Raw genomic sequence first — 22,676 nt, 5'->3', positions numbered from 1 at the left:
TTGCATGAGAACGGAATAGTGACTGTACTTGTTCCATGCAGGGGATTGCCACGCGGCTACGCCGCTCGCAATGACGGACAAACGGCTTTCTTGTCATTGCGAGGAGCACTGCGACGAAGCAATCTCTTGCATGAGAACGGAATAGTGACTGTACTTGTTCCATGCAGGGGATTGCCACGCGGCTACGCCGCTCGCAATGACGGGTTAGCCCGCCGACTATTTTTGGGTGTTGAGTACCACTACAGCCACAACCGAAATTATATCTTCCACCGTGCAACCGCGGCTGAGGTCGTTTACGGGTTTGGCGAGTCCTTGAATGAGCGGACCTATCGCTTCCGCGCCGCCCAGGTACTGAGTGAGCTTGTACGCTATGTTGCCTGCGTTTAAGTCGGGGAATATGAGCACGTTGGCTTTGCCCGCAACTTTGCTGTCGCCTTTCACTTTCTTTTCCGCCACTCTCGGAACAAGCGCGGCGTCGCCTTGCAACTCGCCGTCTACGAGCATATCGGGATACTTTTCTTTAATCTTCGCAAGTGCGCCCGTAACTTTATCCACAAGCGGGTCTTTCGCGCTTCCTTTGGTGGAAAAACTCAAGAGCGCAACGCGCTGTTCGGAAAAGCCGCACACGTCGCGGGCGGTTTTCGCGGTGGAATACGCGATATCCACAAGCTGTTCTTCGGTGGGATTGGGTATTACGCCGCAGTCGCCGTATACGAGCACTCCCTCTTCGCCGTACAGCTTGCTCGCGGGGTTCTCGGGCGGCAACGCCATAATAAAGCAACTCGACGCGCTTCCTATTCCCGGAGCGGTCTTTATTATCTGAAGCGCGGGACGAAGCACCGCCCCCGTGGAGTTGAGCGCACCCGCAACCATGCCGTCGGCGTCGTCCGCCTTAAGCATGAGCGTGCCGAAATAGAGCGGGTCGGCGGCGGTCTTTTGCGCCTCTTCGCGCGTCATGCCCTTGGCTTTTCTAAGCTCGTACAGCAGGTCGGCGTAAGCGTTCAGCTTGTCCGACGTTTGCGGATTTACGATATTAAAGCCGCCGAACTTAACGTCGGGGCACATTTTGCGCATTTCCTCTTCGTTGCCGAGCACGGTTATACGCGCCATTTTGCGTTCGGTTATAGCCGCCGCCGCACGAATAGTGCGTTCGTCGGTGCCCTCGGGCAGCACTATGTGGCGATTGAGCTTTGCCGCACGCTCGCGTATCGAATCCATTATACGAGACATATTGTTTTCTTATCTCCCTTTTGAGTAATTTTTTTTGCGTATATATTTTACCACTATACGAAAATTTTGTAAAGGATTTAAGTAAACAAGTTATCCGAAGATAAGTTTTTGCACAGCCAAAATTACGAGCGCAAGACCCGCCGTTATGTTCCCCGCTCTGCCGCCGCGCGAACCCGCTCCGCCTTTTGCGCCAAAAAAAAGAGCCGCCGCCGAAAATACAAACGTGGCGGCGACGGTGCAAACAAGCATGTAAACTCCCGCCGCATAGCCGAAACCCGCGGCAAGGCCGTCTACCGAGAGCGCGGCACCCAACGCAAGCCCCTCGCCCACCGACAGATTTCTGTCGCAGTTGCAGTCGAAGACCTCTCGCACGTTTGCGCGACTCCCTATTTTTATCAGTCCGAAAATGCCGAGCGCGGCAAAAGATATGTATCTGCCCGCGCTCTCGGGCAAAAGAGGAGCAACCTTACCGCCCGCACCCATTCCCACGGCAACGCACAACGCCGACACTGTTGCGGCGGCAATCGCGCTTACAAGCGGTATTTTCAGCCTTGACGCGCCGGCGCAAAACCCGCAAGCAAGCGCGTCCGCGCTGAGACCCAGCGCGAGTATAACGGAAACAACGAATACGTTCATCACTACCAGTGTATGCACGCTCGTTGTTGTTGCTATTGCTTTCTATGGGAGGGATAGTTCCTAATGCGGGGGATTGCTTCGTCGGGCTTTGCCCTCCTCGCAATGACAAGATATACGTCCTCATGCGGGGGATTGCTTCGGCATTTCATGCCTCGCAATGACATGGTTGTATGTTAACGTCATTGCGAGGGTGCTTGCACCCGTGGCAATCTCCGGCATGAGAACGGAGTAGTGACTGTACTTGTTCCATGCAGGGGATTGCTTCGGGCACTGCGTGCCCTCGCAATGACATGGTAGCCCGTAAAGGCGCACAACGCAGTGACAAGACGCGCCGTTATAGCCGCCTTTATTCTTCGTTACCCTCCAGCTCGCTCAACTCCTTAGACAAACGGCGCAAATTCTCGCGCTCGAGTTCTATAAGCGACGTAAATACGCGGAAATATTCGGAGTCCGCCTCGCTCGGTTCGGTGTGGTTCAAAAATGCCTCCAAGAGCGCGGACTGCGAACGTATGCGCTTTTTCTCAAGCGTTTCTATTTCTTCCTCGCTCTCTTGTATCGCCTTTTTCAGGTCGCTTTTTCTCGACATGACTGTTTCTCCTTTTCTCTCTTTATTGCAACGCTCTTATGCAATCCAACGTAAGAGCGTAGTCCTCTTTTACTTGCGCCAACAGCGGCTCTATATCTTCTCCGTATTCGCTCCTGCCGCGAAGCGTTTCGGTAAGTTTGTTAGACGACTCGAACAGCTTTGTAATGGCAAGGTTCATGCACACGCCTTTTATGGTGTGCGCCGCTCTGAAAGCCTCTTCCATATTATGCGCGGCGAGCGACTCGGTGAGCAAGTCGAAGCTCTTATCCTCGAGCACTCGAAACAAAAACTTGGTTATGCGTTCGTCGGTGCGAAGCCGCGAAAACACCTCGTCGTAATTGCCGCCCATTGCGGCGTAACATTCTCTGACGTTCATTTATATCTCCTCCCGTTTCACTGCCTTGTTTTCCCCAAACAGTCGCGCATTTCGTCGGTGTAAAAACAGTATGAATTTTTTCCGTTGCGCTTCACCGTGTACATTGCCGCGTCCGCCATGTTGAACAGCGTTTCATAGTCGCCGTCGAAATTCTCGGCACAGGCAACGCCCATGCTCACGCCCACGTCGAACTGCCTGAATTTCACCGTTAAATGCTCGAAAATTCTCTTTATCTGCGGTTCGGCGGAGTCCTTGTATTCCATGAATATTATGAACTCGTCGCCGCCCATTCTTACGCCTATATCGGTGCTTCGAATGTTTTCTCTTATGCGGTTGGCGATTTCTTCCAAAACCTCGTCGCCGAACAAGTGCCCGTACACGTCGTTAGCCTGCTTGAAATTGTCCACGTCGAACATTGCGAGCGCGTAACGCTTCTTGCCCTTGTTCTCGTATAAAAGTTGCGAAATGCGCTTTTTGGCGGCGTTGTGGTTGAGCAGTCCCGTGCGGGAGTCGTGCTCGGCTTGCTGTTCGAGATACTCCATTGCGGCGGTTTCGTCGTTTATATCCACTATCTTGCCTATCGCGCCCTCGAACTCGGGGTTTTCGGAGTCGCCCCAAAGCGCTTTGGCAATCACCTTGTTCCACTTTTTTTCGCCGCCTATGTTCATCAGGTATTTACCCGTAACCACGGGATTTTCGGGCGTGGATTTTTTTATCTTCTCCAAAAAATCACGGTAATCTTCGGGCGCAACCACGCTAATCCACTGCTCGTTCTCGGCGGGGTTTATAATTTTGATGGGCACTCCGAGAGTTTCCGCGCCCCACTCCGAAAGCTGTATCATTTCGGGCATGGCTATGTATTCGAATATGATTTCGCGCGAAATGTCCGACAAAAACTTGTATTTCATTCTCTCGCGTTCAACGAGCTTTATGGAACGCGCCGACGCTTCGGGTCCGCTGTTTTTGAGCACCTCTTTTACGGTATCGCGTATGCCGCCCTCGGTTGCGTGCCCGAACGAAATAAGGCTCAACTCCTTTTTGAGCGCTTCGGCTATATCGGTAAGGCACTCGAGCAGCAGAGGATTGAACGCGCCGCACTCGCCGCCGAGTATCATCTTTATCGCGGCGTCGGGGTCTATGGCTTTTTTATAGCACCGCTCGCTCGTGAGCGCGTCGTACACGTCGGCAATGGAAACCACCTGCGCGGCGATGGGAATATCGTCGCCCTTCAGTCCGTCGGGATACCCCCTGCCGTCGTAACGCTCGTGATGCCAGCGGCAAATCTGATAACCTATTTTTACGAGCAACTCGTTTTTGCGAAAAGGTATGTCGTCGAGCATTTTCGCGCCCTCTACGGTGTGGCGTTTCATTATCTCGAATTCTTCGGGAGTAAACCTGCCCGGCTTGTTGAGCACCTCGCTCGGTATGGTTATCTTTCCTATATCGTGAAGCGCGGACGCGTTGGATATCATGCGGATATCCTTTACCGAAAGCGGATATTTATCCGTCTTTTTCATGAGTTGCTCCAAGAGCATTTCGGTTATGGAATGAACGTGCAACACGTGCAAGCCGCTCTCGCCGTTTCTGAACTCCACTATGTGAGAAAGCACCTCTATCATAAGGCTGTTGTCTTTCTCTTTTTCGTATATCTGCTCGCTGAGCATATCCGACATTTCTTTTTGCTTCACCGTGAGCATGAAATTGCTCGTTACGCGGTGAATAACCGTGCGTTCGTCGAAAGGTCGGCTTATGTAGTCTATAGCTCCCAAATCGTAAGCTCGGTCTATATACGACCCGCCCGTTTCCGCCGAAATCATTATAACGGGTATGCTCTTTATGAGTCCCTTTTGGTTCATCATTGCGAGCACGTCGAAACCGTCCATAACGGGCATGACTATATCCAAAAGCATCAAAGAGATTTCAAGCTCGTGCTCGTGCAATATTGTCATGGCTTCCATGCCGTTCTCCGCTTCGAGAATATCGAAACGGTCGGAAAGCATATCCGCCAAAAGCGCGCGGTTAAGCTCGGAGTCGTCTACTATGAGTATTTTTCTTTTATTGCCTCGCATCGGTGTCCTCACGCAATTCGGCTATAATCTTTTTGAGTTTTTCCATATCTATGGGTTTTGCCAAGTGCGCGTTCATGCCCGAGTCGAGAGCTTGGCGCACGTCGTCGTCGAACGCGTTGGCGGTCATGGCTATAATGGGTATGCTCTTCGCGCTCGGGTGCTTAGAAGCTCGTATGGCGCGAGTGGCTTCGTAGCCGTTCATTACGGGCATTTGCACGTCCATAAATATCATATCGTACCGCCCCGGCTCGGAGGCGTTGAATTTATCCACGGCTTCCTGTCCGTTCTGCGCTATTTCGCATGTTACCCCTTCTATATCGAGAAGGTCGGTGAGTATCTCGGCGTTAATCTCGTTGTCTTCCGCCGCGAGCACTTTAAGACCCGCAAGACTTATTTTGCTGGGCACTGCGGCAAGCTCTTTTTCGTCGCCGTCGCGCAGTTTTTCTATGGCGTTGCGGAAATTGGACACAAAGAACGGCTTGGGCATGAACAGCGTTATGCCCGCCTCTTTCGCTTCGTCTTCTATCTCGTCGAAGCTATACGAGGTAAGCACCATAATGGGCACGTCGTCGCCCACCTTTTTGCGAATGAGTTTAGCCGTTTCTATGCCGTCCATTTCGGGCATCTTCCAGTCTATAAGCACAATGCAGTACGCTTCGTCGGAGTCGAATGCGTCGGATACCATTTCCACCGCTTTCTTGCCGCTGAGCGCGTAATGAACGTCTACGCCCGTGTCCGCCATAAGCTCGCGCACGCCCACGCAGATATCCTCTTCGTCGTCCACAACGAGTATGCGCGTCACGTTGTGATGCTTCCAAAACTCTTTGTCGTCCTCGTCGTGCTTGGCGGCTATGGCGAGTTCCATTTCCACAGTGAACACGCTGCCTTTGCCGAGCTCGCTCTCCACCGACAGCATGCCGCCCATAAGACCCACCATGTTTTTGGCTATAGCCATGCCGAGACCGGTGCCCTGTATGCCCTTTGTGTGCACGTTTATCTCTCGCGCGAACGGGTCGAAAATTTCTTTCACGAACTGTTCGCTCATGCCGATGCCGTTGTCTTTAACGGATATGCGCAGGTGTGTGTGATTGTGCGCCGTTTTCTCGAGAGCTTCCACGGTGAGTTCTATGTGCCCGCCCTCGGGCGTGTATTTCACCGCGTTTGAAAGTAGGTTCAAAAGTATTTGATTGAGTCGCATTCTGTCGCCGAATACGCGCTCGGGCAAATGCCCTTTGGTGTACACGTCGAAGGAGTGTTTTTTGGCGTTGGACTGCGGCACTATTATGGAATACAGTTCTTCCAAAAATTCGGGGAAGGAGAATTCCTCTATGTTGAGCGTGGTTTTGCCGCTCTCTATCTTGCTCATATCGAGTATATCGTTTATAAGGCTTAGCAGGTGCTGACCCGAGAACGATATCTTTCTTATGTATTCGCGCACTTTGTCGGGCTTGTCGGAGTCTTTGGCTATGAGCGTGGCAAATCCGAGTATGGCGTTCATGGGCGTGCGTATATCGTGGCTCATGTTGGAAAGGAAATTGCTCTTTGCCTCGTTTGCCGATTTTGCAACCTCGAGCGCGTCTTTTAAGTTCTCGTTGAGTTTGCGCTCTTTGGTGCGGTCGGAGAACATCATTACGCAACTGTCTTTGCCGTTGCGCACCGAATGGTAAAGCGTGAGTTGGAACCAGTAAGTTTCGTCGCCGCCCATGTGTTTCATTTGAATATCGGTGTCCCACGTTTTGCCCACGGGCAGAGCTTTAAGCCCCGCGGTGATAAACGGCGCGTGCGTTTCAACCGCCGCTTTCAACACGTTGCGCACGTCCGCCCTCACCTCGTCGGCGTCTAAGCCGAGCACATTGTATATGTTCGCGCTCACGTATTCCGCCACGAAACTTTCGGGCGAGAACAGTATGAATATATCGTTCGTGTTAACGGTGAGCAAGTCGAGCAGGTTTTCGCGCGATTTGATTTCGAGCTCGCGCTCCTTTACCTTTCGCTTACTGCTCACGATGAGCATTACCGCAACCACCGCGGCGATTGCGGCAAACACCGCCCCCATAACCAGCATGGTAAGCAGCCTGAACCTGCTCATGCCGCTGTCTACCGCCGCGCTCGGCACAAAGCCCAAAAACATCCACTCCGCAAATCCCACGGGCTGATAGGTGAGATAATACTCTTCGTCGCTGTCCTTAAGATATACGAGAGCGGTCCCCGCCTTTTCGTCTTCCCATTCCTTAACGATAGCGTCTATGGATTTATGAGAAACCTTAGCGTTTTCGCTATTCAAAAATTCGGACAAATTGTTTCTTGCGGCGTGGTTGGAACTGGTCTGCAACAACACGTTGCCGTCTTTGAGCGCAACGAAACATATGCCTTCGTCGCCGAAAGTTTCTATTTCGAGCACGTTCATCATGGCTTCGGCTGTGAAACTTATGCCTATCGCAAAATAATCGAACTCGCCGTAATTGCCCTTATAATGGTACGTTTTCGGGTCGCCTGTGGTTTCTCCGTCCGCTCTCACCGCAAACAGCATGAACTGTTCCCCGCCGTTTTCGCGCACGCCAACAACGCCGCCCTTATCCTCTTTTATAAGCTCGCCGAGCGACCTGCGGAATTTAAGCGTAACGTTGGCGCCGTAGTTATCGCCGTTTTTATCAAACAGCGAGTAGCAAGAAACCGAATTTTCGAATCCTTTATCCGCAAGCCCGTTTTCGTTGCCCTTATCGCTTATAAAATAAAAGTTATTGAAACTCCAATACTCTTGCTGAGCCAACATAAATTCCAAGAATTCTTTTTCGCGTTTGCTTATTTCTTCGGGCGTGGAATTCTCGTCGGTAATAATATTCATGGAATTTTCTATGTATTTCGTCCAGCTTTTCATCAGTCCGCGGTAGCTTTCCACCTTTTGAGAAAAACGCTGATTTACCTGCCCGTATATTTCCAAAAGGTGGTCGGAGTTTTCCTCGAAAATGTACGTGCCCGTAAAAAACGAATACACTATCAAAGTGAGCACAACCGCAACCGTACTGACTGCAATTACTACTATATCGCGCCATCTTCTTTTAAGCATTGTTGAAAAAATTCCTCTACTGTTTTGGGGTTTTCGCGTCATTGCGAGGGTGCTTGCACCCGCGGCAATCTCCTGTCGGGTTTCCCGTCATTGCGAGCGAGCAACGCGAGCAGCCCAATCTCCCGCATGATACACGTACAGCCACTGTACCGTCCTCTCGGCTGAGATTGCCACGTCGGGCTACGCCCTCCTCGCAATGACGGGGATGCATATTGTCATTGCGAGCGAGCAACGCGAGCGCGGCAATCTCCCGCATGGTACACGTACAGTCACCGTACCGTCCTCTCGGCTGAGATTGCCACGTCGGGCTACGCCCTCCTCGCAATGACATATACACACGTTCAGTATAACACAGGCTCTGTTTTTTTGCAAGAGTATTTTAACGATTTTCCCAAGCCGTGCATACGCTTGACTTAATTTCGCGCTCATAATATAATTATTCGTGTAAACGAGGTGAAAAGATGAAAAATTACTATGCCATACTCGGACTTAGCGGCACGGCTACCGACGAGGACGTAAAGCGCAACTACAGAACGCTTGCCAAACGCTATCATCCCGACGTTAACCCGGGTAACGCCGAATCCGCCAAAAAATTCGCAGATATAAACGAGGCGAACGCCGTTCTATCCGACCCCGAAAAACGCAAGGCATACGACTCCGAGCTTCGCGCGGCGCACGCTCGGGCAAACGCGGCTCGCGCACAGAGCGCGGCGGGAGGAGCGCAACAGGCGGCGCAGACAATGGCGCAGATGCAAATGCAAGCACAGATACAGGCGCAGATAAAAGCGCAGGTGCAGGCGCAACTGCTCGGAGTGCGCGAGCGCGCTTTTTCGGAAGGTTACGAAAAGGGCAAAGCCGACGGCAAGGCGATATCCAAGCAGGTATACGGGCAGGAAGCCGCCCGCAACAAACTCAAGGCAAAAGAATACGCACGCGACCGCAGCGAACTCGAGGAAGAACTTTTCGAGCGCGACCGTGAACTCACCAAATCCGCCGCGAGAATACGCGAACTCGAGGAGCAACTCGGCTGGTTCAGAAAAGCCACGGGCGAAAATCAGATAACGGGCATGTTCGCCGACAATCTCAAAAGCTCGGCTTCCCGCGCAATCGAACTCAAGAAAGAGATAGAGCGGCTTTCGGTAAGCCAAATAAACGTGAACAACAACCCCTCCGCTCAGCTCGACAGGCAAAAGCGCATGAAAGAGGAGCTAACGGCGGTAAACGAAAAACTCGACTCGCTAAAGCGCGAAATAGACGACTGGAAAGCCAAAGTGCGGGCAAAACAGCAAATAGCCGAAGCCGACAAATACATAACGGCGGCGGAGCGCAAAGCCCGCGACTGGGCGAACAAGCAAAAAGCCGACGCGCTTTTGGCAAAGCCCACCCACTACGGCACGCTCGGGCTTTTGATATGGGCTACAAGCGAAGAGATAAATAAGGCATACGAAAAGCTGTATAAACTGTATTCGGACAAGTCCGACCCCGAAAACGCCGCAAAGCTCCTAAAATTGAAAACCGCTTTCGCCGCTTTGTCGGACTCCAAAAAGCGCGAAGAATACAACCGCTCCATAGGAATTTCGACTCAAAGAATTGAGACGGAACGCAAGCTCATACGAGAAAACGCCGCGGCTCAAGACGAATACCGCGGCAAACTCGCAACGCGAGCGTTTTGGGTTCATTTCGACGAACTTTCCGCCCTTGCTCTCTCGGGCGACGCCGAGGCGCAAAACGCGCTCGGAGAAATTTACTACAAGGGCGAAACCGTACAGCGCGATTACGTGCAAGCCGTATACTGGTTTCGCGAGGCAGTTGCGCAGAAGCACCCCGCCGCCATTTACAATTTGGGTGCGTGCTATCTTATGGGACACGGCGTTACCAAAAATCGCGGCATAGGTTTGGGCTTTTTGCGCCAAGCCGACAATTTGGGCTTTAGAAAATCATAACCGCAAACCATGATGGCATGGGTGCAAAAACCATCGCAATAACATGATTTTTACCCGTCATTGCGAGGGCACTTGTGCCCGTGGCAATCCCCTGCATGAGAAAGGAGCAGATACTTTATCTGCTCCATGTTTGAGATTGCCGCGCTCGCGTTGCTCGCTCGCAATGACAGGAAACCCAAAACCGCTCGCAATGACGACTTAATTTACTACAAAATCGCGCCGCCGCCGATACAGCGAAGGCGGGGATACCCCTCCTCGGCTACGTATGCCACGGCGTACTGACCGGGAGTAACGGCGCGTTGCGGCAAATCGAACTCTATGTGCGCTCCCGAGCCTGTAAACTCGAGCGTTGCTTCTTGCGCGGGTTGGCGATAGCGCGTTTTCACTTTGCACCTTATGCTCTTGCCTTGCGGGCGCGAGCCTATAATATTGAAGCCGTCGGTGTCGAGCGCATACGACATAAGCTCCTCGCCCTCGCCGCACTTAACAATTAGCTCGTTTTTCTCGAGGTCTTTGCGCACCACGAACCAGCGGTTTTGCTCTTCGCCCTTTATGCCGCCTATGCCCAGTCCTCTGCGCTGACCGAGCGTGTAATACATGAGCCCGTCGTGCCTGCCGATAACCTTGCCGCTCACGTCTACTATATTACCCGGCATGGCGGGCAAAAACTTGCTCAAAAAGCGTTTGAAATTTCGTTCGCCTATAAAGCATATTCCCGTGCTGTCTTTCTTTTCGGCGGTAACGAGGTTTTCGCGTTCGGCGATTGCCCTAACCTCGCTCTTTTGCATTTCGGCAAGCGGAAAAATCACGTTACCGAGTTGCGCCGAACTTACCTGATTGAGAAAATACGTTTGGTCTTTGTTTGCGTCCGCCGCCTCCGTAAGCCTTGCGCCGCCGTCGGCGTGCCGCACGTTGCAGTAGTGCCCCGTGGCTATGTAGTCCGCGCCCAGCCGTTTAGCGTACTCGGCGAACGGTCCGAACTTTATTTCGCGGTTGCAAAGCACGTCGGGATTGGGCGTGCGCCCCTTTTTGTACTCGCTCAAAAAATAGGAAAACACGCGGTCGCGGTACTCCGCGGCGAAATTAACCGAATACACGGGAATACCAAGACCTCCGCAAACCGCGCGGGCGTCTTGCCAATCGGAAGCCGACGAACAAGCCGAGTCGCCCTCGTCCTCTTCTTCCCAATTATTCATAAACAGTCCTATCACGTTGTAGCCCTGTTCGCGCAGAAGATACGCCGCAACCGACGAGTCCACTCCGCCCGACACTCCCACCACAACGGTATCAGCTTTTTTCATATATAAAAATCCCGCGGCTAAAACATTCGCTTTTTAATCATTATGATGAGCACGGGCACGGTTACGGCGACTATAATGCCTATCACAGCCCAAAAGCCCCAAACCGTGCCCGCAAACGGCACGCCCACGTTCATGCCCCAAATGGATGCTATAATGGTGGGAATGGTGAGAATTATGGTGATAGCCGCCAAAAATTTCATTACCGTGTTTTGGTTGTTGCTTATCACGCTCGCAAACGCGTCCATAGTGCCCGACATGATATCGCGGTAAATGGTAGCCATTTCTATAGCCTGCTTGTTTTCCACTATTACGTCGTCGAGAATTTCGTCGTCGTCCTCGTAGTGCTTGATTGTGCTCATGGCGCGAAGCCTGTCTATCACTATTTGGTTCGAATTGAGCGACGTGGAAAAATAAACGAGAGCTTTCTCGAGGTCGAGCAGCTGAATAAGCTCTTTGTTTTTCATGGAGCGGTGCAGAGTTTGTTGCACCCGCATGCTCGTTTTGTCTATCTGCTTAAGGCAGTGCAAAAACTTTATCGCGTTTAGGTAAAGTATCTGATAAATAAATCTCGTGCGCTTGTTGGCGTCGAAATTGCGCACCCTGCCCTTTATGAAATCGCCGAGCACCGCCGTTTCGCGCAAACACACCGTTATAAAATAGTCGCCCGCCGTGATGATGCCCAGCGGCAAAGTGGAATACACGTACCATTCCGCGCTGTCGTCTATAACGGGTATATCCACTATTATGAGTGTGTTTCCGTCGTCGGTTTCTATGCGCGCGCGTTCCTCTTCGTCGAGCGCGGCTTTTAGCATATCTTCGCCCACGCCCGTTTTTTCGGCAACCTCTTCAAGCTCCTTATCGGACGGATTTTCGAGATTAAGCCACGCGCCGGGCGTTATTTCGTCGATTTTGCGCAGTTCGCGGCTTTGCGACTGCATTGCGTAAATGTTGAGCATTTTTCGTTACCTCCCGTCTGAAAAAATAAAAACGACTCAAACGAAACAATCGTTTGCGCCGCCGACAAAAGGCACGGAAAAACTCAACCCGCAATAAAAGGAGGCGCAAACAAACAATCGTTTCGTTTACTTGGATAATCGTCCATTTTTTACCTCCCGAATTTTTTATATTACCATTATATCACATACCCCCGCAAAATGCACCTGATTTTGCGGGGGTATGCGTAATTTTTTTACTCTTTATTTTCTTTGTTCCGCCCCGCTCTCCTTTTCCAATCTACAACGCCTTTCACGTTTATTACCGATACTATCGCTTGCACAACCGCAAAGGCGAGTCCCGCGCCGCTCGTTACGTATTGCACAGTCCACATAACTACGTACAGCACCGAGCCGCCGAGGTTAAACAGCCACATTTCGCTGTAATTTCGGAGCATAAACAAACTCGTGAGCAAACTAAGCGAGAGTATCGCGCCGTCTAAAAGAGGTTAACCGCACTTTTATAGGATTATCGTCTGAAAAAATTGTAAAATCGTTTGATATTATTTGCAATATCAAACGATTTTTTCATAAAAGGGGGAGTTATGGAATTTTGTCGAATTTTATCGAGTTTTGGCGTATGCCGCGGCAAACTGCCCTGCTATCGCGCCGTCGGCGGCGGCGGTAACTATTTGCCGCAAAGGTTTGCGAACTATATCGCCTGCGGCGAACACGCCCGCTTTATCGGTTTGCATTCTCTCGTTGCAAATTACGTAACCCGCTTGGTCGGTTTGCACAAAGCCTTTCACAAGCTCGGTAGACGGCTCGTAGCCCAGTTCTACGAACAGACCGCCGCACTCTATAACGCGGGCGGTTCCGTTCTCCGATATTTCAATCGCGGCGAGCGGGTTGCCTATCAGTTTGGTTACGGGCGTTACTCGCGGATTTACGACGGTGACTTTTTGAGCAATGTTACGCAGATATTCTTCCGCGCTTGCGGCGTGTTTGCCCGCGCCCGCCACAACGACGTGCTTGCCGCGGAAAAAATTGCCGTCGCAGGTTGCGCAGTAGCTAAGCCCCGCGCCCAAAAGTTCGCTTTCGCGCTCAACGCCCAACTTGCGCGGAGTAGAACCGGGCGCAAGCACGAGCGCGGAACAGGTAAGTTCTTCGCCGCCCGAGAGTTGCAAACGCTTAACTTGCCCGTCGCGGATTTTTTCTACTTTGCCGTAGATTATCCGCGCGCCCAGTCTTTGCGCCTGCTCGCTCATTTTCTGCGAAAGTTCGTAGCCCGATATGCTTTCGTAACCGGGATAATTTTCTATTTCGGGAGTTGCCGCCGCCACGCCGCCCACGGTAAGGCTTTCTACCACCGCAACGCTCGCGCCGCTCCTCGCCGCATATATTGCCGCGCTCAGTCCCGCAGGTCCTCCGCCCACCGTTATTACGTCGTAAAAGTCACTCATACGGTAAGTATTCCCTTTTTTGTACTTTCTCATGAATGGGATTGCTTCGCTCGTTGCACTCGCTCGCAATGACAAGGTGGCACATGTCATTGCGAGGGCATTTGTGCCCGTGGCAATCTCACGCATGGAACAAGTAAAGCATCTTAGACAAGCTCACTCGTTCATCAATAAAACAATTTCGCCACGCTCGCGAGTTTGTTTCATGTCTATCACGCGTTGATTGCGCGAGCCGCGAAAAGCAAGCGTAAGGTCTTTTTGCGCCTCTATAAACGGTCCGTCTACAAGCACGTCGATTTCTTCAAGCAATCGTTTCACCGCGGGGTTGGTTTCGCCCGTTTCTCTCAACTGCTCGAGAGTGTAGCCCGAATAGCTCCACACGTTCATGCCGCGCTCGTGGCACCACTTTGCCAGTTCACAAAGCGGCGCGGGTTGCAAAAAGGGTTCGCCGCCCGAAAAAGTCAGCCCGTCCAAAAGCGGATTGCGTTCCGCGATATCGGTTATGAATTTCAGCGCGTGCTCCTCGCCGCCGCTCTCGTCCCATGTGGTGGGGTTTTGGCAACCGGGGCACTTATGGCGGCAACCTTGCACGAACACCGTCATGCGTATGCCCTTGCCGTCCACCACCGACTCGGGGACTATATCGGCAAGTTTGATTGTTTGGGATAAATCGGACATATGTTCCTCATGTATGGGATTGCTTCGTCGGGCTTCACCCTCCTCGCAATGACAGGGGGGCGGGCGGCTCGCAATGACGTTTAGGGGGGGCATGTCATTGCGAGGGTGCTCGCACCCGTGGCAATCTCCTACATGGAACAGGGAAAGTTGCATACCTTTCTCATGTTTGGGATTGCTTCGCTACGCTCGCAATGACAGGATTTAGTTGCGTGTTTATTTTTTACTAATTCCGTGTTTTACGCGGTCGCGCTCTTCCGCCGCTTTCGCGTTGTTGAAGCGTTCGAGCGTACCCACCAAATAGCCGGTAATGCGGCGTATGCGTTCAAAGCCGAAATCGCCTTCGCTTTCCTTTCTGCCGCATTTGGGGCAGGTGTCGCCTATCACGCCGGTGTAGCCGCAGTAGGGGTCGCGGTCTACGGGGTGATTTATAGAGCCGTAGCCTATGTTGCACTCTTTCATGTAGCGTATCACTTTCATAAACGCTTCCACGTTGTTCACGGTGTCGCCGTCGAGTTCCACGTAAGATATGTGTCCGCCGTTGGTGAGCGCGTGATAAGGCGCTTCGAGCCTAATCTTATCGAAGGCGGAAATTTTGTAATACACGGGAACGTGGAAAGAGTTGGTGTAATAGTCGCGGTCGGTCACGCCGGGAATTTTGCCGTATTTCTTGGCGTCTATGCGCACGAACCTGCCGCTCAGTCCCTCGGCGGGGGTGGCTATAAGCGAGAAATTGAGTCCCGTCTTTTCGGTGGCTTCGTCCATGCGCTTGCGCATGTGCCCCACTATTTCGAGTCCGAGGTTTTGCGCTTCCTCGCTCTCGCCGTGGTGCTTGCCTATAAGCGACTTTAAGCACTCGGCAAGCCCTATAAATCCGCACGTGAGCGTGCCCTGCTTGAGCACCTCGCCCACCGTGTCTTCGGGTCCGAGCTTATCCGAGCCGAGCCACACGCCCTGCCCCATAAGGAAGGGATAGTTTTTCACTTTCTTTTTGGACTGTATCGCAAGGCGTTCGAGAAGCTGTTCTATCACAACGTCTATAACTCTGTCGAGCTGTTCGAAGAAAAGTTCCACGTTGCCTTTGCTCTTTATGGCAAGGCGCGGCAGGTTAACCGAGGTAAAGCTCAAGTTGCCCCTGCCCGTCACTATTTCGTTTTCGGGGTCGTAAGAATTGCCTATAACGCGGGTGCGGCAACCCATATACGCAATTTCCGTTTCCTTGTGCCCCGGTTTGTAATACTGCAAATTAAACGGCGCGTCTATAAACGAGAAATTGGGGAACAAACGCTTTGCGCTGCACTTGCAACTGAGCTCGAACAAGTCGTAGTTGGGGTCGCCGGGGTTGTAGTTTACCCCCTCTTTCACTTTGAATATCTGTATCGGGAATATGGGCGTTTCGCCGTTGCCCAGTCCCGACTCGGTTGCTTTCAAAAGATTTTTCACGAGCATTCTGCCCTCGCTCGACGTGTCCGTTCCGTAGTTTATGGACGAAAACGGAATTTGCGCGCCGGCGCGGGAGTGCATGGTGTTTAAGTTGTGCACGAGAGCTTCCATCGCCTGATAGGTTGCGCGGTCGGTTTCGGGCAGGGCGCGTTCGAGCGCGAACGCCTGAGCCTTAGCCACAACGTCGGCGTTGAAGTTCTTTTTGAGAAGCGCGGCTTCCTTTTCGGCGTAGCCGTTGTTGTTGTCGAGCACGGGAGTTACGCCCTCGCTCTTAAGTTGCTCGAAAGACGAAATCGCAACGTCCGCCGCCGCCCTGTCGCCCGTGAGAAGCTCGAGCGCGCGCCCTAAGTTGTCGCGGTAGTTTTTGGCGTAGGTCTTGGCAACGCCGGGCGCGAGGTCGTAATCGAAATTGGGTATGCTCTGCCCGCCGTGCTGGTCGTTTTGGTTGCTCTGCACCGCTATGCAAGCAAGCGAAGCATAAGAAGCTATGTGGTTGGGCTCGCGCAAAAATCCGTGACCCGTGGAAAATCCGCCCGTAAACAGTTTATCCAAATCTATCTGACAGCAAGTTGTGGTGAGCGTGAGAAAGTCGAGGTCGTGAATATGTATGTCTCCGCTCTTGTGCATTTCGCTGTGCTTGGGGTTGAGCACGCACATTTCGTAAAACTGCTTCGCGCTCTCGCTTCCGTACTTGAGCATAGTGCCCATTGCGGTGTCGCCGTCTATGTTGGCGTTTTCGCGCTTTACGTCGTTGTCGCGGGCTTCCTTGAAAGTAAGCTCGTCGAGCGTTTTAATTAGCCGCGTGTTGGTTTCGCGTATACGGGTGCGTTCGGCGCGGTAAAGTATATACTCTTTGGCGGTGCGCACGAGTCCGTTCTCTATAAGCACGGCCTCTACCTTATCCTGCACCTCTTCCACGGTGGGCACGTAAGAAGGAGCAAACGAGTCCTCCACCTGCTTGGCGAGATTTTTCGCCTGCTTTACGTCGTGCACCTTGGCCGCCGAAAGAGCTTTCGCTATGGCGTTCTCGATTTTTGCGCCCTCGAAAGCAACTTTTCGTCCGTCGCGTTTGACAATCTGTTTCATATACGTTCATCCTCCGATTGTATTGACTTACACTATTTGGTTTATTTTATTCGCCTGCCGCGAAAAAATACAATATATTGATTTAGTTTCAAATATTTTCCAAAATTATCCACCATATATTGTGTCGTGTTTTGTCGGTGAGTGCTTTGATTATACTACTCTCCGCTATGCCGTGTCAACGGATTTCCAATAAAAAAAGATAATTAAATTTTGCGAAAATCATGCCAAAACGCTTGACAAAAAAGCCCTCTCGTGCGAGAGGGCTTCAAGCGGCTCGAGCCTTTGTATTTTATTCGTATTCCACAACGTCAACCCATTTGGAAAGAAATTCTTTTTCCTCGGGCTTGCCTTTCACGGACTGACTCGCCGCCACTATGGGCAACCATTTGAGCACGTATTGTTTGGCTGTGTCGCTCTTTTCGCAGAAGAGTTTGAGATACTTTTCCGCAACCTCCGTTTTGCCGGCAAGGCAGAACAAGAGATAGGTGCGAGCCACGTCGGCGGAGGCGTTGCCCTGCGTTGCGTGCGCCCAGTCTATTATATACGCTTCGCCGTTTTTGGCTATAATCACGTTGGAGGGGTTAAAGTCGCCGTGGCACAGTTTGGTGTGCTTGGGCATGCTCTCCAGTCTTACGTTGAGCTCGTAGCGAACGGTAGCCGAAAAATCGGTTTCGCTGATTTTGCGCATCATTTTGTCTTTGAGCTTGTTGAGAAGGGGCACTTTTTTGCTGTGAACGCCGAGTTGCAAGTCCACGAACTTTTCGAGATACTTGTCGTAGTTCGCCTTGTCTTCTTCCATAAGCTCGGCGAGAGTTTTGCCCTCTATATAGTCCATCACTATAGCCCAACGTCCGTCGTCAAGACGGGTAACGTCGCAAATTTTGGGTATTTTGAGTCCGCTTTCTTCCACGCGGGCTTGGTTGAGAGCCTCGTTGAGAACGTCGGACTTGAGCTTCTCTGCCGAGAAAACTTTGATTACCTTGTCGCCGTCGCGGTACACCGTTTTGTCGGTGCGCTGTGCCATTACTTTATCGAGTTTCATAATTTATCCCTCCCTTTTTTACTTTTTGCTCTTTGCTTTGTTTTCGCCGTAATAAGCGGTAAGATACATTTCCTTGATTTCGCTCATGAGCGGATAACGGGGATTTGCGCCCGTGCACTGGTCGTCGAACGCCTGCTCCACCATTTCGTCGAGTCGGTCGAGGAAATTCTTTTCGTCTATGCCGTAATCGGCTATGGTCTTTTTGATACCCACTTTGGCTTTGAGTTCGTCTACCGCTTTGAGAAGGTTGTTGAATTTCTCCTCGTCGTTCTTGCCGCCGAGCCCTAAGAACGAGGCTATTTCGGCGTAGCGAGCGAGAGTGTGCGGGTAGGCGTACTGCGAGAACGTACCCATCTTTTTGGGGTTCTCGGAGGCGTTGAACTTCATTACCTCGGTAATGAGCAGAGCGTTGGCAACGCCGTGCGGCAGGTGGTGGAACGCGCCGAGCTTGTGAGCCATGGAGTGGCACACGCCCAAGAACGCGTTGGCAAACGCGATACCCGCCATGGTGGACGCGTCCGCCATGTTTTCGCGAGCCTTGGCGTCCGCCGCGCCCTTTTCGTAAGCCGCGGGAAGATTTTCGAATATGAGCTTGAGAGCCACGAGTGCCTGACCGTCGGTATACGGAGTGGCGAGCATGCTCGCGTACGCTTCGAGCGCGTGAGTCATTGCGTCTATGCCCGACGCGGAGGTAAGCCCCTTAGGCATGTTCATCATGAGGTCGGCGTCTATTACAGCCATTTTGGGCAAAAGCTCGTAGTCGGCAAGCGGATACTTGATGCCCGTGGTTTCGTCGGTGATAACCGCGAACGGAGTTACCTCGCTGCCCGTGCCCGCCGAGGTGGGAACGGCGATAAAGTATGCCTTTTCGCCCATTTTGGGGAAGGTGTACACACGCTTGCGGATATCCACGAAACGCATAGCCATATCCATGAAATCGGCTTCGGGGTGTTCGTACAGCACCCACATGATTTTGCCCGCGTCCATTGCCGAGCCGCCGCCGAGAGCTATAATGCAATCGGGTTCGAACGCGCGCATTGCTTCCGCTCCCTCGCGGGCGCATCCGAGCGTGGGGTCGGGCAACACGTTGAAGAAGGTGGTGTGCGCAATTCCCATTTGGTCGAGCTTGTCGGTGATGCACTTGGTGTATCCGTTCTTGAACAAAAATTCGTCGGTAACTATAAAGCAACGCTTTTTGCCCATAACTGCTTTGAGTTCGTCGAGCGCAACGGGCAAGCACCCTTTCTTATGATATACTTTTTCGGGCAACCTGAGCCACAGCATGTTTTCTCTCCTTTCCGCTACGGTCTTTATATTCAATAAGTGTTTTACTCCCACGTTCTCCGACACCGAGTTGCCGCCCCACGAGCCGCAACCGAGCGTGAGCGACGGCGCGAGTTTGAAATTGTAGAGGTCGCCTATGCCGCCGTGGCTCGAGGGAGTGTTTACGAGTATGCGGCAGGTCTTCATCTTTGCCGCGAATTTGTTTATCTTGTCATGCTCGCTCGCGGCGTTCACGTACAAACTCGAGGTGTGTCCGTATCCGCCGTCGGCAACGAGCTGAGCCGCCTTTTCGAGCGCGTCGGAAAAGTCTTTGGCGCGATACATAGCAAGCACGGGGCTGAGTTTTTCGTGCGCAAACTCTTCGTCGAGCGACACGCTCTCCACCTCGCCTATTATTATCTTGGTGTCTTCGGGTACGGTTACGCCCGCAAGCGCGGCAATGGTGTGCGCTTTCTGCCCCACTATCTTAGCGTTGAGCGCGCCGTTGATGAGTATGGTTTTGCGTACCTTTTCGCACTCTTCTTCGTTTAAGATATAGCAGCCGCGAGCCTTGAATTCCTTTTTAACCGCGTTATATACTTTGTCGAGTATTATAACCGACTGCTCGGAGGCGCAAATCATGCCGTTATCGAAAGTTTTGCTGTGGATTATGCTCGATACAGCAAGGCTTATATCCGCGGTGTCGTCTATAATAGCCGGCGTATTGCCCGCGCCTACGCCCACAGCGGGTTTGCCCGACGAGTACGCCGCTTTAACCATGCCCGGTCCGCCCGTTGCGAGAATTATATCCGCGCTCTTCATGAGCGTGTTGGTCATATCCAAACTCGGAACGTCTATCCACGAGATTATGCCCTCGGGCGCACCCGCTTTAACAGCCGCCTCGAGCACCACTTTAGCCGCCGCTATGGTGCAGTTTTTGGCTCTCGGGTGCGGGCTTATTATTATGCCGTTGCGGGTCTTAAGGCAGATGAGCGCTTTGAATATTGCCGTGCTCGTGGGGTTGGTGGTGGGTATTACCGCCGCCACTACGCCTATAGGCTCGGCTATCTTTTGAATACCGAACGCCTTGTCTTCCTCTATAAGGTCGCAAGTTTTGGTGTCTTTATACGCATTGTAGATATACTCCGCGGCGTAGTGGTTCTTTATTACTTTATCCTCCACAACGCCCATACCCGTTTCTTCCACCGCCTGCTTTGCGAGCGGAATGCGCATCTTGTTGGCTGCGCTCGCCGCGGCAAGAAAGATTTTATCCACTTTTTCCTGCGAAAAAGACGAAAACTCTCTCTGCGCCGCGCGTACTTGTTCGATACGCTCGAGCAAGCTCTCAACGCTGTCTACGATAGCCGTTTTTTCCATGTTTTTTATCTCCTCTTTAATAAAGTTGAATACTTAGTGATTTTTCTCATGCAGGGGATTGCTTCGCTGCGCTCGCAATGACGGGTTGGGGCGCATGTCATTGCGAGCCATTTATGCCCGTGGCAATCTCCTACGGGGTTATGTTTCTTCGTCGCGCAACTTGTCTTCCAGCTTTTTGCTGAGCACCGCGAGCGACGCCGCGAGGTCTTCGTACTTAACCGCTATATCGGGCGAAAGGCTCAAATGCGTGGGCGCGAAATTCCATATCGCGCGTATGCCGCTCGCCGCCATACCGTCGGCAACCGACTGCGCCGCCTCCTTGGGCACGGTGATTATGCCCACCTTTATGTTAAGCCTTTTAACCTTTGCGGGCAACGAATTGTAAGAAAACACCGTTATGCCGTTTATCTTCTTGCCCACGAGTTCGGGGTTTGTGTCGAACGCCGCCACAATGTTGAGCCCGTAGTTCTTAAACCCCTCGTACTTTAAGAGAGTTACCCCGAGGCTTCCCACCCCGCAGAGCACGGCGTCGTGCGTGTTGCACACGCCCAAAAAGCTCTCTATGCTCTCAATCAGCTCTTTTATCTTAAACCCGAGCTTGGGTTTTCCCGAGGCGGACGAAACGAGCGCAAGGTCTTTTCGCACTTGCACGGGATTGAGCCGAAGCTGTCCGGCTATAAGCGTGCTCGATACGTTTTCGTCCCCCGCCTTTAATTTGTCACGCAAGAACCGCAGATATACGGGTAGGCGCGAAATTGTGGCTTTGGAGGCGGTAACGCCCTCTTTTACTTCAATCATCTCTGCTCCGCCGAGGTAATTCGATAACAAACCGCAAATCGATAATTTATTATCGATTTATATTATATGATATTTGCATTTTTTTGTCAAACGAATTACCGCACTTTTTCCACTCTGTACTTTATTATTCTATTGCGGCGAGCCGAGCTATTTCTTTTTCGAGCACGAGTTTTCCCACGTCAGCCTTTTCTATCTCGTACTTAAGGCGCACTTTGCCCGTTTCGGATTTTTGCGCCGCCCCTATTCTGTGCTCGTAGTAGCGCACGTAGGTTGCGAAGTCTTGCATATCGTTGCCCACCTCGAGCGAAAACAGTATGTGGAAAAATGTGTTGCAAAAGAAATCGCGGTTTATTTCCGCAATGAACTTCTTTCCTATTATCTCCTGCATTTCGTTTTCGTACACAAAAGGGCGACCGAAAGTTATGGGGCTTCCCACCGGTATCTCGTTGAGTTTGACCGACCGCATCCACTCCATGAAATGAACGACCGTCTGTCCGAACGGCGAACGCTCTTTGCCGAAGCCCTCGTATGCTTTATCGTCGCGCCGGAGCGCGAACGACGAATACTCGAGGATGTATTTCACGAGCGCTTGACTGTACGGCTTTATATTTACCGACACCCCCACTTTGTTTTCCACAAGGCGGGAAAACACCTCGTTAATGAGTCCGAGCAACATGTTGCCTATAGCCGCCGTCTGACCCGACTGCGAGGTATCCAAGCAGTGGTGAAACAGCATGTTGAGCTGTCGGTCTATGTTCTTCAGGTTTTCGTTGATACTGCTCATAAGCTCGTTTACGAAACCGTCTATGAGCATGAAACGCTTGTTTTTGTAGATTATCTTGTGCTCGATTTCAGACCAAAAGCTGTTAACAAGCGACTTAATTTGCAGTTCGTAATTGTATCTCTCGCCGCCGAGAATTACGTAGCCGTCTATGCGGTATATCTCCAGTCCGTTTTTCTGCCGTTCGGGTTGCGGCGAACCGAGCTTGAGCATAAGGTGCTTGTGCCCGTCGGGATAGTAATATCCGTTTTCGTCCTCGTTGCAAAACAACTCCTCCAGCCTTTCGAAAAGAGCTTTTTCGTCGTCGAGGAAACGGCACTCGAGGCGTATGCCCGCTATATCCGAGCACGCGCTCACAAGCTCCTCTGCGGAATACTGCTTATATAAGTTGTTGCGTATTATCTTCTCTTTGAGCGACGGCGTGGCTTTTATACGATAGGTTACGCCCACCAACGAATCCACGTTTTCAAACGCTTTTTCGAGATACGCCGAAATTCTCGCCGCGCTCTTGCCGTAGCCCTCGCGCTTACTGTCGAGCACCGCGCACGCCGTATCTATATATGAAAACACGTCAAGTTTTTCGCGCATGTTTTTTCCTCCGTAACTTTTTC

The 22,676-nt window shown here is 51.9% G+C and carries 16 protein-coding genes and 1 pseudogene; 1 reads left to right on the top strand and 16 read right to left on the bottom strand.

The window, feature by feature from the left end:
- Positions 1 to 216: 216 nt before the first annotated feature.
- The 6 genes from pta to NFR55_RS06090 all read right to left on the bottom strand — a co-directional run bounded on the left by pta (position 217) and on the right by NFR55_RS06090 (position 7,964).
- Complete coding sequence (pta, locus tag NFR55_RS06115; protein WP_251547324.1) at positions 217 to 1,218, bottom strand: phosphate acetyltransferase; 1,002 nt, start codon at positions 1,216 to 1,218, stop codon at positions 217 to 219.
- A 102-nt stretch (positions 1,219 to 1,320) separates the two neighbouring features.
- A complete protein-coding gene (locus NFR55_RS06110) occupies positions 1,321 to 1,866 on the bottom strand; it encodes an MntP/YtaF family protein (protein WP_251547323.1) in 546 nt (181 codons plus the stop codon).
- A gap of 346 nt (positions 1,867 to 2,212) precedes the next feature.
- Positions 2,213 to 2,452 (bottom strand): hypothetical protein, encoded by a 240-nt coding sequence (locus NFR55_RS06105; protein WP_251547322.1) that lies wholly within the window; start codon positions 2,450 to 2,452, stop codon positions 2,213 to 2,215.
- Between the two features lie 22 nt (positions 2,453 to 2,474).
- A complete protein-coding gene (locus tag NFR55_RS06100) occupies positions 2,475 to 2,828 on the bottom strand; it encodes an Hpt domain-containing protein (protein ID WP_251547321.1) in 354 nt (117 codons plus the stop codon).
- A 17-nt stretch (positions 2,829 to 2,845) separates the two neighbouring features.
- A complete protein-coding gene (locus tag NFR55_RS06095; RefSeq protein ID WP_251547319.1) occupies positions 2,846 to 4,897 on the bottom strand; it encodes a bifunctional diguanylate cyclase/phosphohydrolase in 2,052 nt (683 codons plus the stop codon).
- Positions 4,884 to 7,964, bottom strand: a complete 3,081-nt coding sequence (locus tag NFR55_RS06090) for a response regulator (protein ID WP_251547307.1) — start codon at positions 7,962 to 7,964, stop codon at positions 4,884 to 4,886. Before NFR55_RS06090 ends, NFR55_RS06095 begins: the two co-directional genes overlap by 14 nt.
- A 461-nt stretch (positions 7,965 to 8,425) precedes the next feature.
- On the opposite strand from NFR55_RS06090, the gene NFR55_RS10525 reads away from it, so the two are divergent.
- Positions 8,426 to 9,907 carry a DnaJ domain-containing protein gene (locus NFR55_RS10525; protein WP_275556915.1) on the top strand — a complete coding sequence of 494 codons (1,482 nt, stop codon included), beginning with the start codon at positions 8,426 to 8,428 and terminating at the stop codon, positions 9,905 to 9,907.
- Between the two features lie 206 nt (positions 9,908 to 10,113).
- Here the strand turns inward: NFR55_RS10525 and mnmA are convergent, their stop codons facing one another.
- From mnmA to NFR55_RS06030, 10 genes and pseudogenes are all read right to left on the bottom strand, one after another.
- On the bottom strand, positions 10,114 to 11,208 hold the full coding sequence (mnmA, locus tag NFR55_RS06075; protein WP_251547306.1) for a tRNA 2-thiouridine(34) synthase MnmA: 1,095 nt from the start codon (positions 11,206 to 11,208) through the stop codon (positions 10,114 to 10,116).
- 17 nt (positions 11,209 to 11,225) lie between these two features.
- The gene (locus NFR55_RS06070) at positions 11,226 to 12,164 is read right to left on the bottom strand and encodes a magnesium transporter CorA family protein (protein WP_251547304.1); all 939 of its coding nucleotides are present in this window, start codon (positions 12,162 to 12,164) and stop codon (positions 11,226 to 11,228) included.
- 233 nt (positions 12,165 to 12,397) lie between these two features.
- Positions 12,398 to 12,637: pseudogene (locus NFR55_RS06065) on the bottom strand (hypothetical protein); the annotation flags it as partial.
- Between the two features lie 126 nt (positions 12,638 to 12,763).
- Positions 12,764 to 13,603, bottom strand: coding sequence for an NAD(P)/FAD-dependent oxidoreductase (locus tag NFR55_RS06060; protein ID WP_251547300.1), 840 nt, complete (start codon positions 13,601 to 13,603; stop codon positions 12,764 to 12,766).
- Positions 13,604 to 13,756: 153 nt separating this feature from the next.
- A complete protein-coding gene (gene nrdG / locus NFR55_RS06055; RefSeq protein ID WP_251547298.1) occupies positions 13,757 to 14,278 on the bottom strand; it encodes an anaerobic ribonucleoside-triphosphate reductase activating protein in 522 nt (173 codons plus the stop codon).
- Positions 14,279 to 14,491: 213 nt separating this feature from the next.
- Positions 14,492 to 16,804: an anaerobic ribonucleoside triphosphate reductase gene (locus NFR55_RS06050; protein ID WP_251547296.1), complete on the bottom strand. Its 2,313-nt coding sequence runs from the start codon at positions 16,802 to 16,804 to the stop codon at positions 14,492 to 14,494.
- Positions 16,805 to 17,093: 289 nt separating this feature from the next.
- Positions 17,094 to 17,846 carry a phosphotransferase family protein gene (locus NFR55_RS06045; RefSeq protein ID WP_251547294.1) on the bottom strand — a complete coding sequence of 251 codons (753 nt, stop codon included), beginning with the start codon at positions 17,844 to 17,846 and terminating at the stop codon, positions 17,094 to 17,096.
- An 18-nt stretch (positions 17,847 to 17,864) separates the two neighbouring features.
- Positions 17,865 to 20,486, bottom strand: a complete 2,622-nt coding sequence (adhE, locus tag NFR55_RS06040; protein WP_251547292.1) for a bifunctional acetaldehyde-CoA/alcohol dehydrogenase — start codon at positions 20,484 to 20,486, stop codon at positions 17,865 to 17,867.
- 138 nt (positions 20,487 to 20,624) lie between these two features.
- The gene (locus tag NFR55_RS06035) at positions 20,625 to 21,284 is read right to left on the bottom strand and encodes a redox-sensing transcriptional repressor Rex (protein WP_251547290.1); all 660 of its coding nucleotides are present in this window, start codon (positions 21,282 to 21,284) and stop codon (positions 20,625 to 20,627) included.
- A 124-nt stretch (positions 21,285 to 21,408) separates the two neighbouring features.
- Positions 21,409 to 22,653, bottom strand: coding sequence for a nucleotidyltransferase family protein (locus NFR55_RS06030; RefSeq protein ID WP_251547288.1), 1,245 nt, complete (start codon positions 22,651 to 22,653; stop codon positions 21,409 to 21,411).
- Positions 22,654 to 22,676 lie beyond the last annotated feature (23 nt).

The organism is Pumilibacter intestinalis (assembly GCF_943193005.1).
In the GTDB taxonomy this organism is placed as follows: Bacteria; Bacillota; Clostridia; order Christensenellales; family Pumilibacteraceae; genus Pumilibacter; species Pumilibacter intestinalis.
The sequence above is the reverse complement of the archived record's forward strand: the minus strand, read 5'-3'. Positions and strand labels throughout refer to the sequence as shown.

Excerpts from the sequence above, each read along its gene's own strand:
- NFR55_RS06035 (WP_251547290.1), bottom strand. The coding sequence starts at position 21,284 with ATGATTGAAGTAAAAGAGGGCGTTACCGCCTCCAAAGCCACAATTTCG.
- NFR55_RS06060 (WP_251547300.1), bottom strand. The coding sequence starts at position 13,603 with ATGAGTGACTTTTACGACGTAATAACGGTGGGCGGAGGACCTGCGGGA.
- NFR55_RS10525 (WP_275556915.1), top strand. The coding sequence starts at position 8,426 with ATGAAAAATTACTATGCCATACTCGGACTTAGCGGCACGGCTACCGAC.
- NFR55_RS06050 (WP_251547296.1), bottom strand. The coding sequence starts at position 16,804 with ATGAAACAGATTGTCAAACGCGACGGACGAAAAGTTGCTTTCGAGGGC.
- NFR55_RS06105 (WP_251547322.1), bottom strand. The coding sequence starts at position 2,452 with ATGTCGAGAAAAAGCGACCTGAAAAAGGCGATACAAGAGAGCGAGGAA.
- NFR55_RS06045 (WP_251547294.1), bottom strand. The coding sequence starts at position 17,846 with ATGAAACTCGATAAAGTAATGGCACAGCGCACCGACAAAACGGTGTAC.
- NFR55_RS06030 (WP_251547288.1), bottom strand. The coding sequence starts at position 22,653 with ATGCGCGAAAAACTTGACGTGTTTTCATATATAGATACGGCGTGCGCG.
- mnmA (WP_251547306.1), bottom strand. The coding sequence starts at position 11,208 with ATGAAAAAAGCTGATACCGTTGTGGTGGGAGTGTCGGGCGGAGTGGAC.
- adhE (WP_251547292.1), bottom strand. The coding sequence starts at position 20,486 with ATGGAAAAAACGGCTATCGTAGACAGCGTTGAGAGCTTGCTCGAGCGT.
- NFR55_RS06070 (WP_251547304.1), bottom strand. The coding sequence starts at position 12,164 with ATGCTCAACATTTACGCAATGCAGTCGCAAAGCCGCGAACTGCGCAAA.
- nrdG (WP_251547298.1), bottom strand. The coding sequence starts at position 14,278 with ATGTCCGATTTATCCCAAACAATCAAACTTGCCGATATAGTCCCCGAG.
- NFR55_RS06110 (WP_251547323.1), bottom strand. The coding sequence starts at position 1,866 with ATGAACGTATTCGTTGTTTCCGTTATACTCGCGCTGGGTCTCAGCGCG.
- pta (WP_251547324.1), bottom strand. The coding sequence starts at position 1,218 with ATGGATTCGATACGCGAGCGTGCGGCAAAGCTCAATCGCCACATAGTG.
- NFR55_RS06095 (WP_251547319.1), bottom strand. The coding sequence starts at position 4,897 with ATGCGAGGCAATAAAAGAAAAATACTCATAGTAGACGACTCCGAGCTT.
- NFR55_RS06100 (WP_251547321.1), bottom strand. The coding sequence starts at position 2,828 with ATGAACGTCAGAGAATGTTACGCCGCAATGGGCGGCAATTACGACGAG.
- NFR55_RS06090 (WP_251547307.1), bottom strand. The coding sequence starts at position 7,964 with ATGCTTAAAAGAAGATGGCGCGATATAGTAGTAATTGCAGTCAGTACG.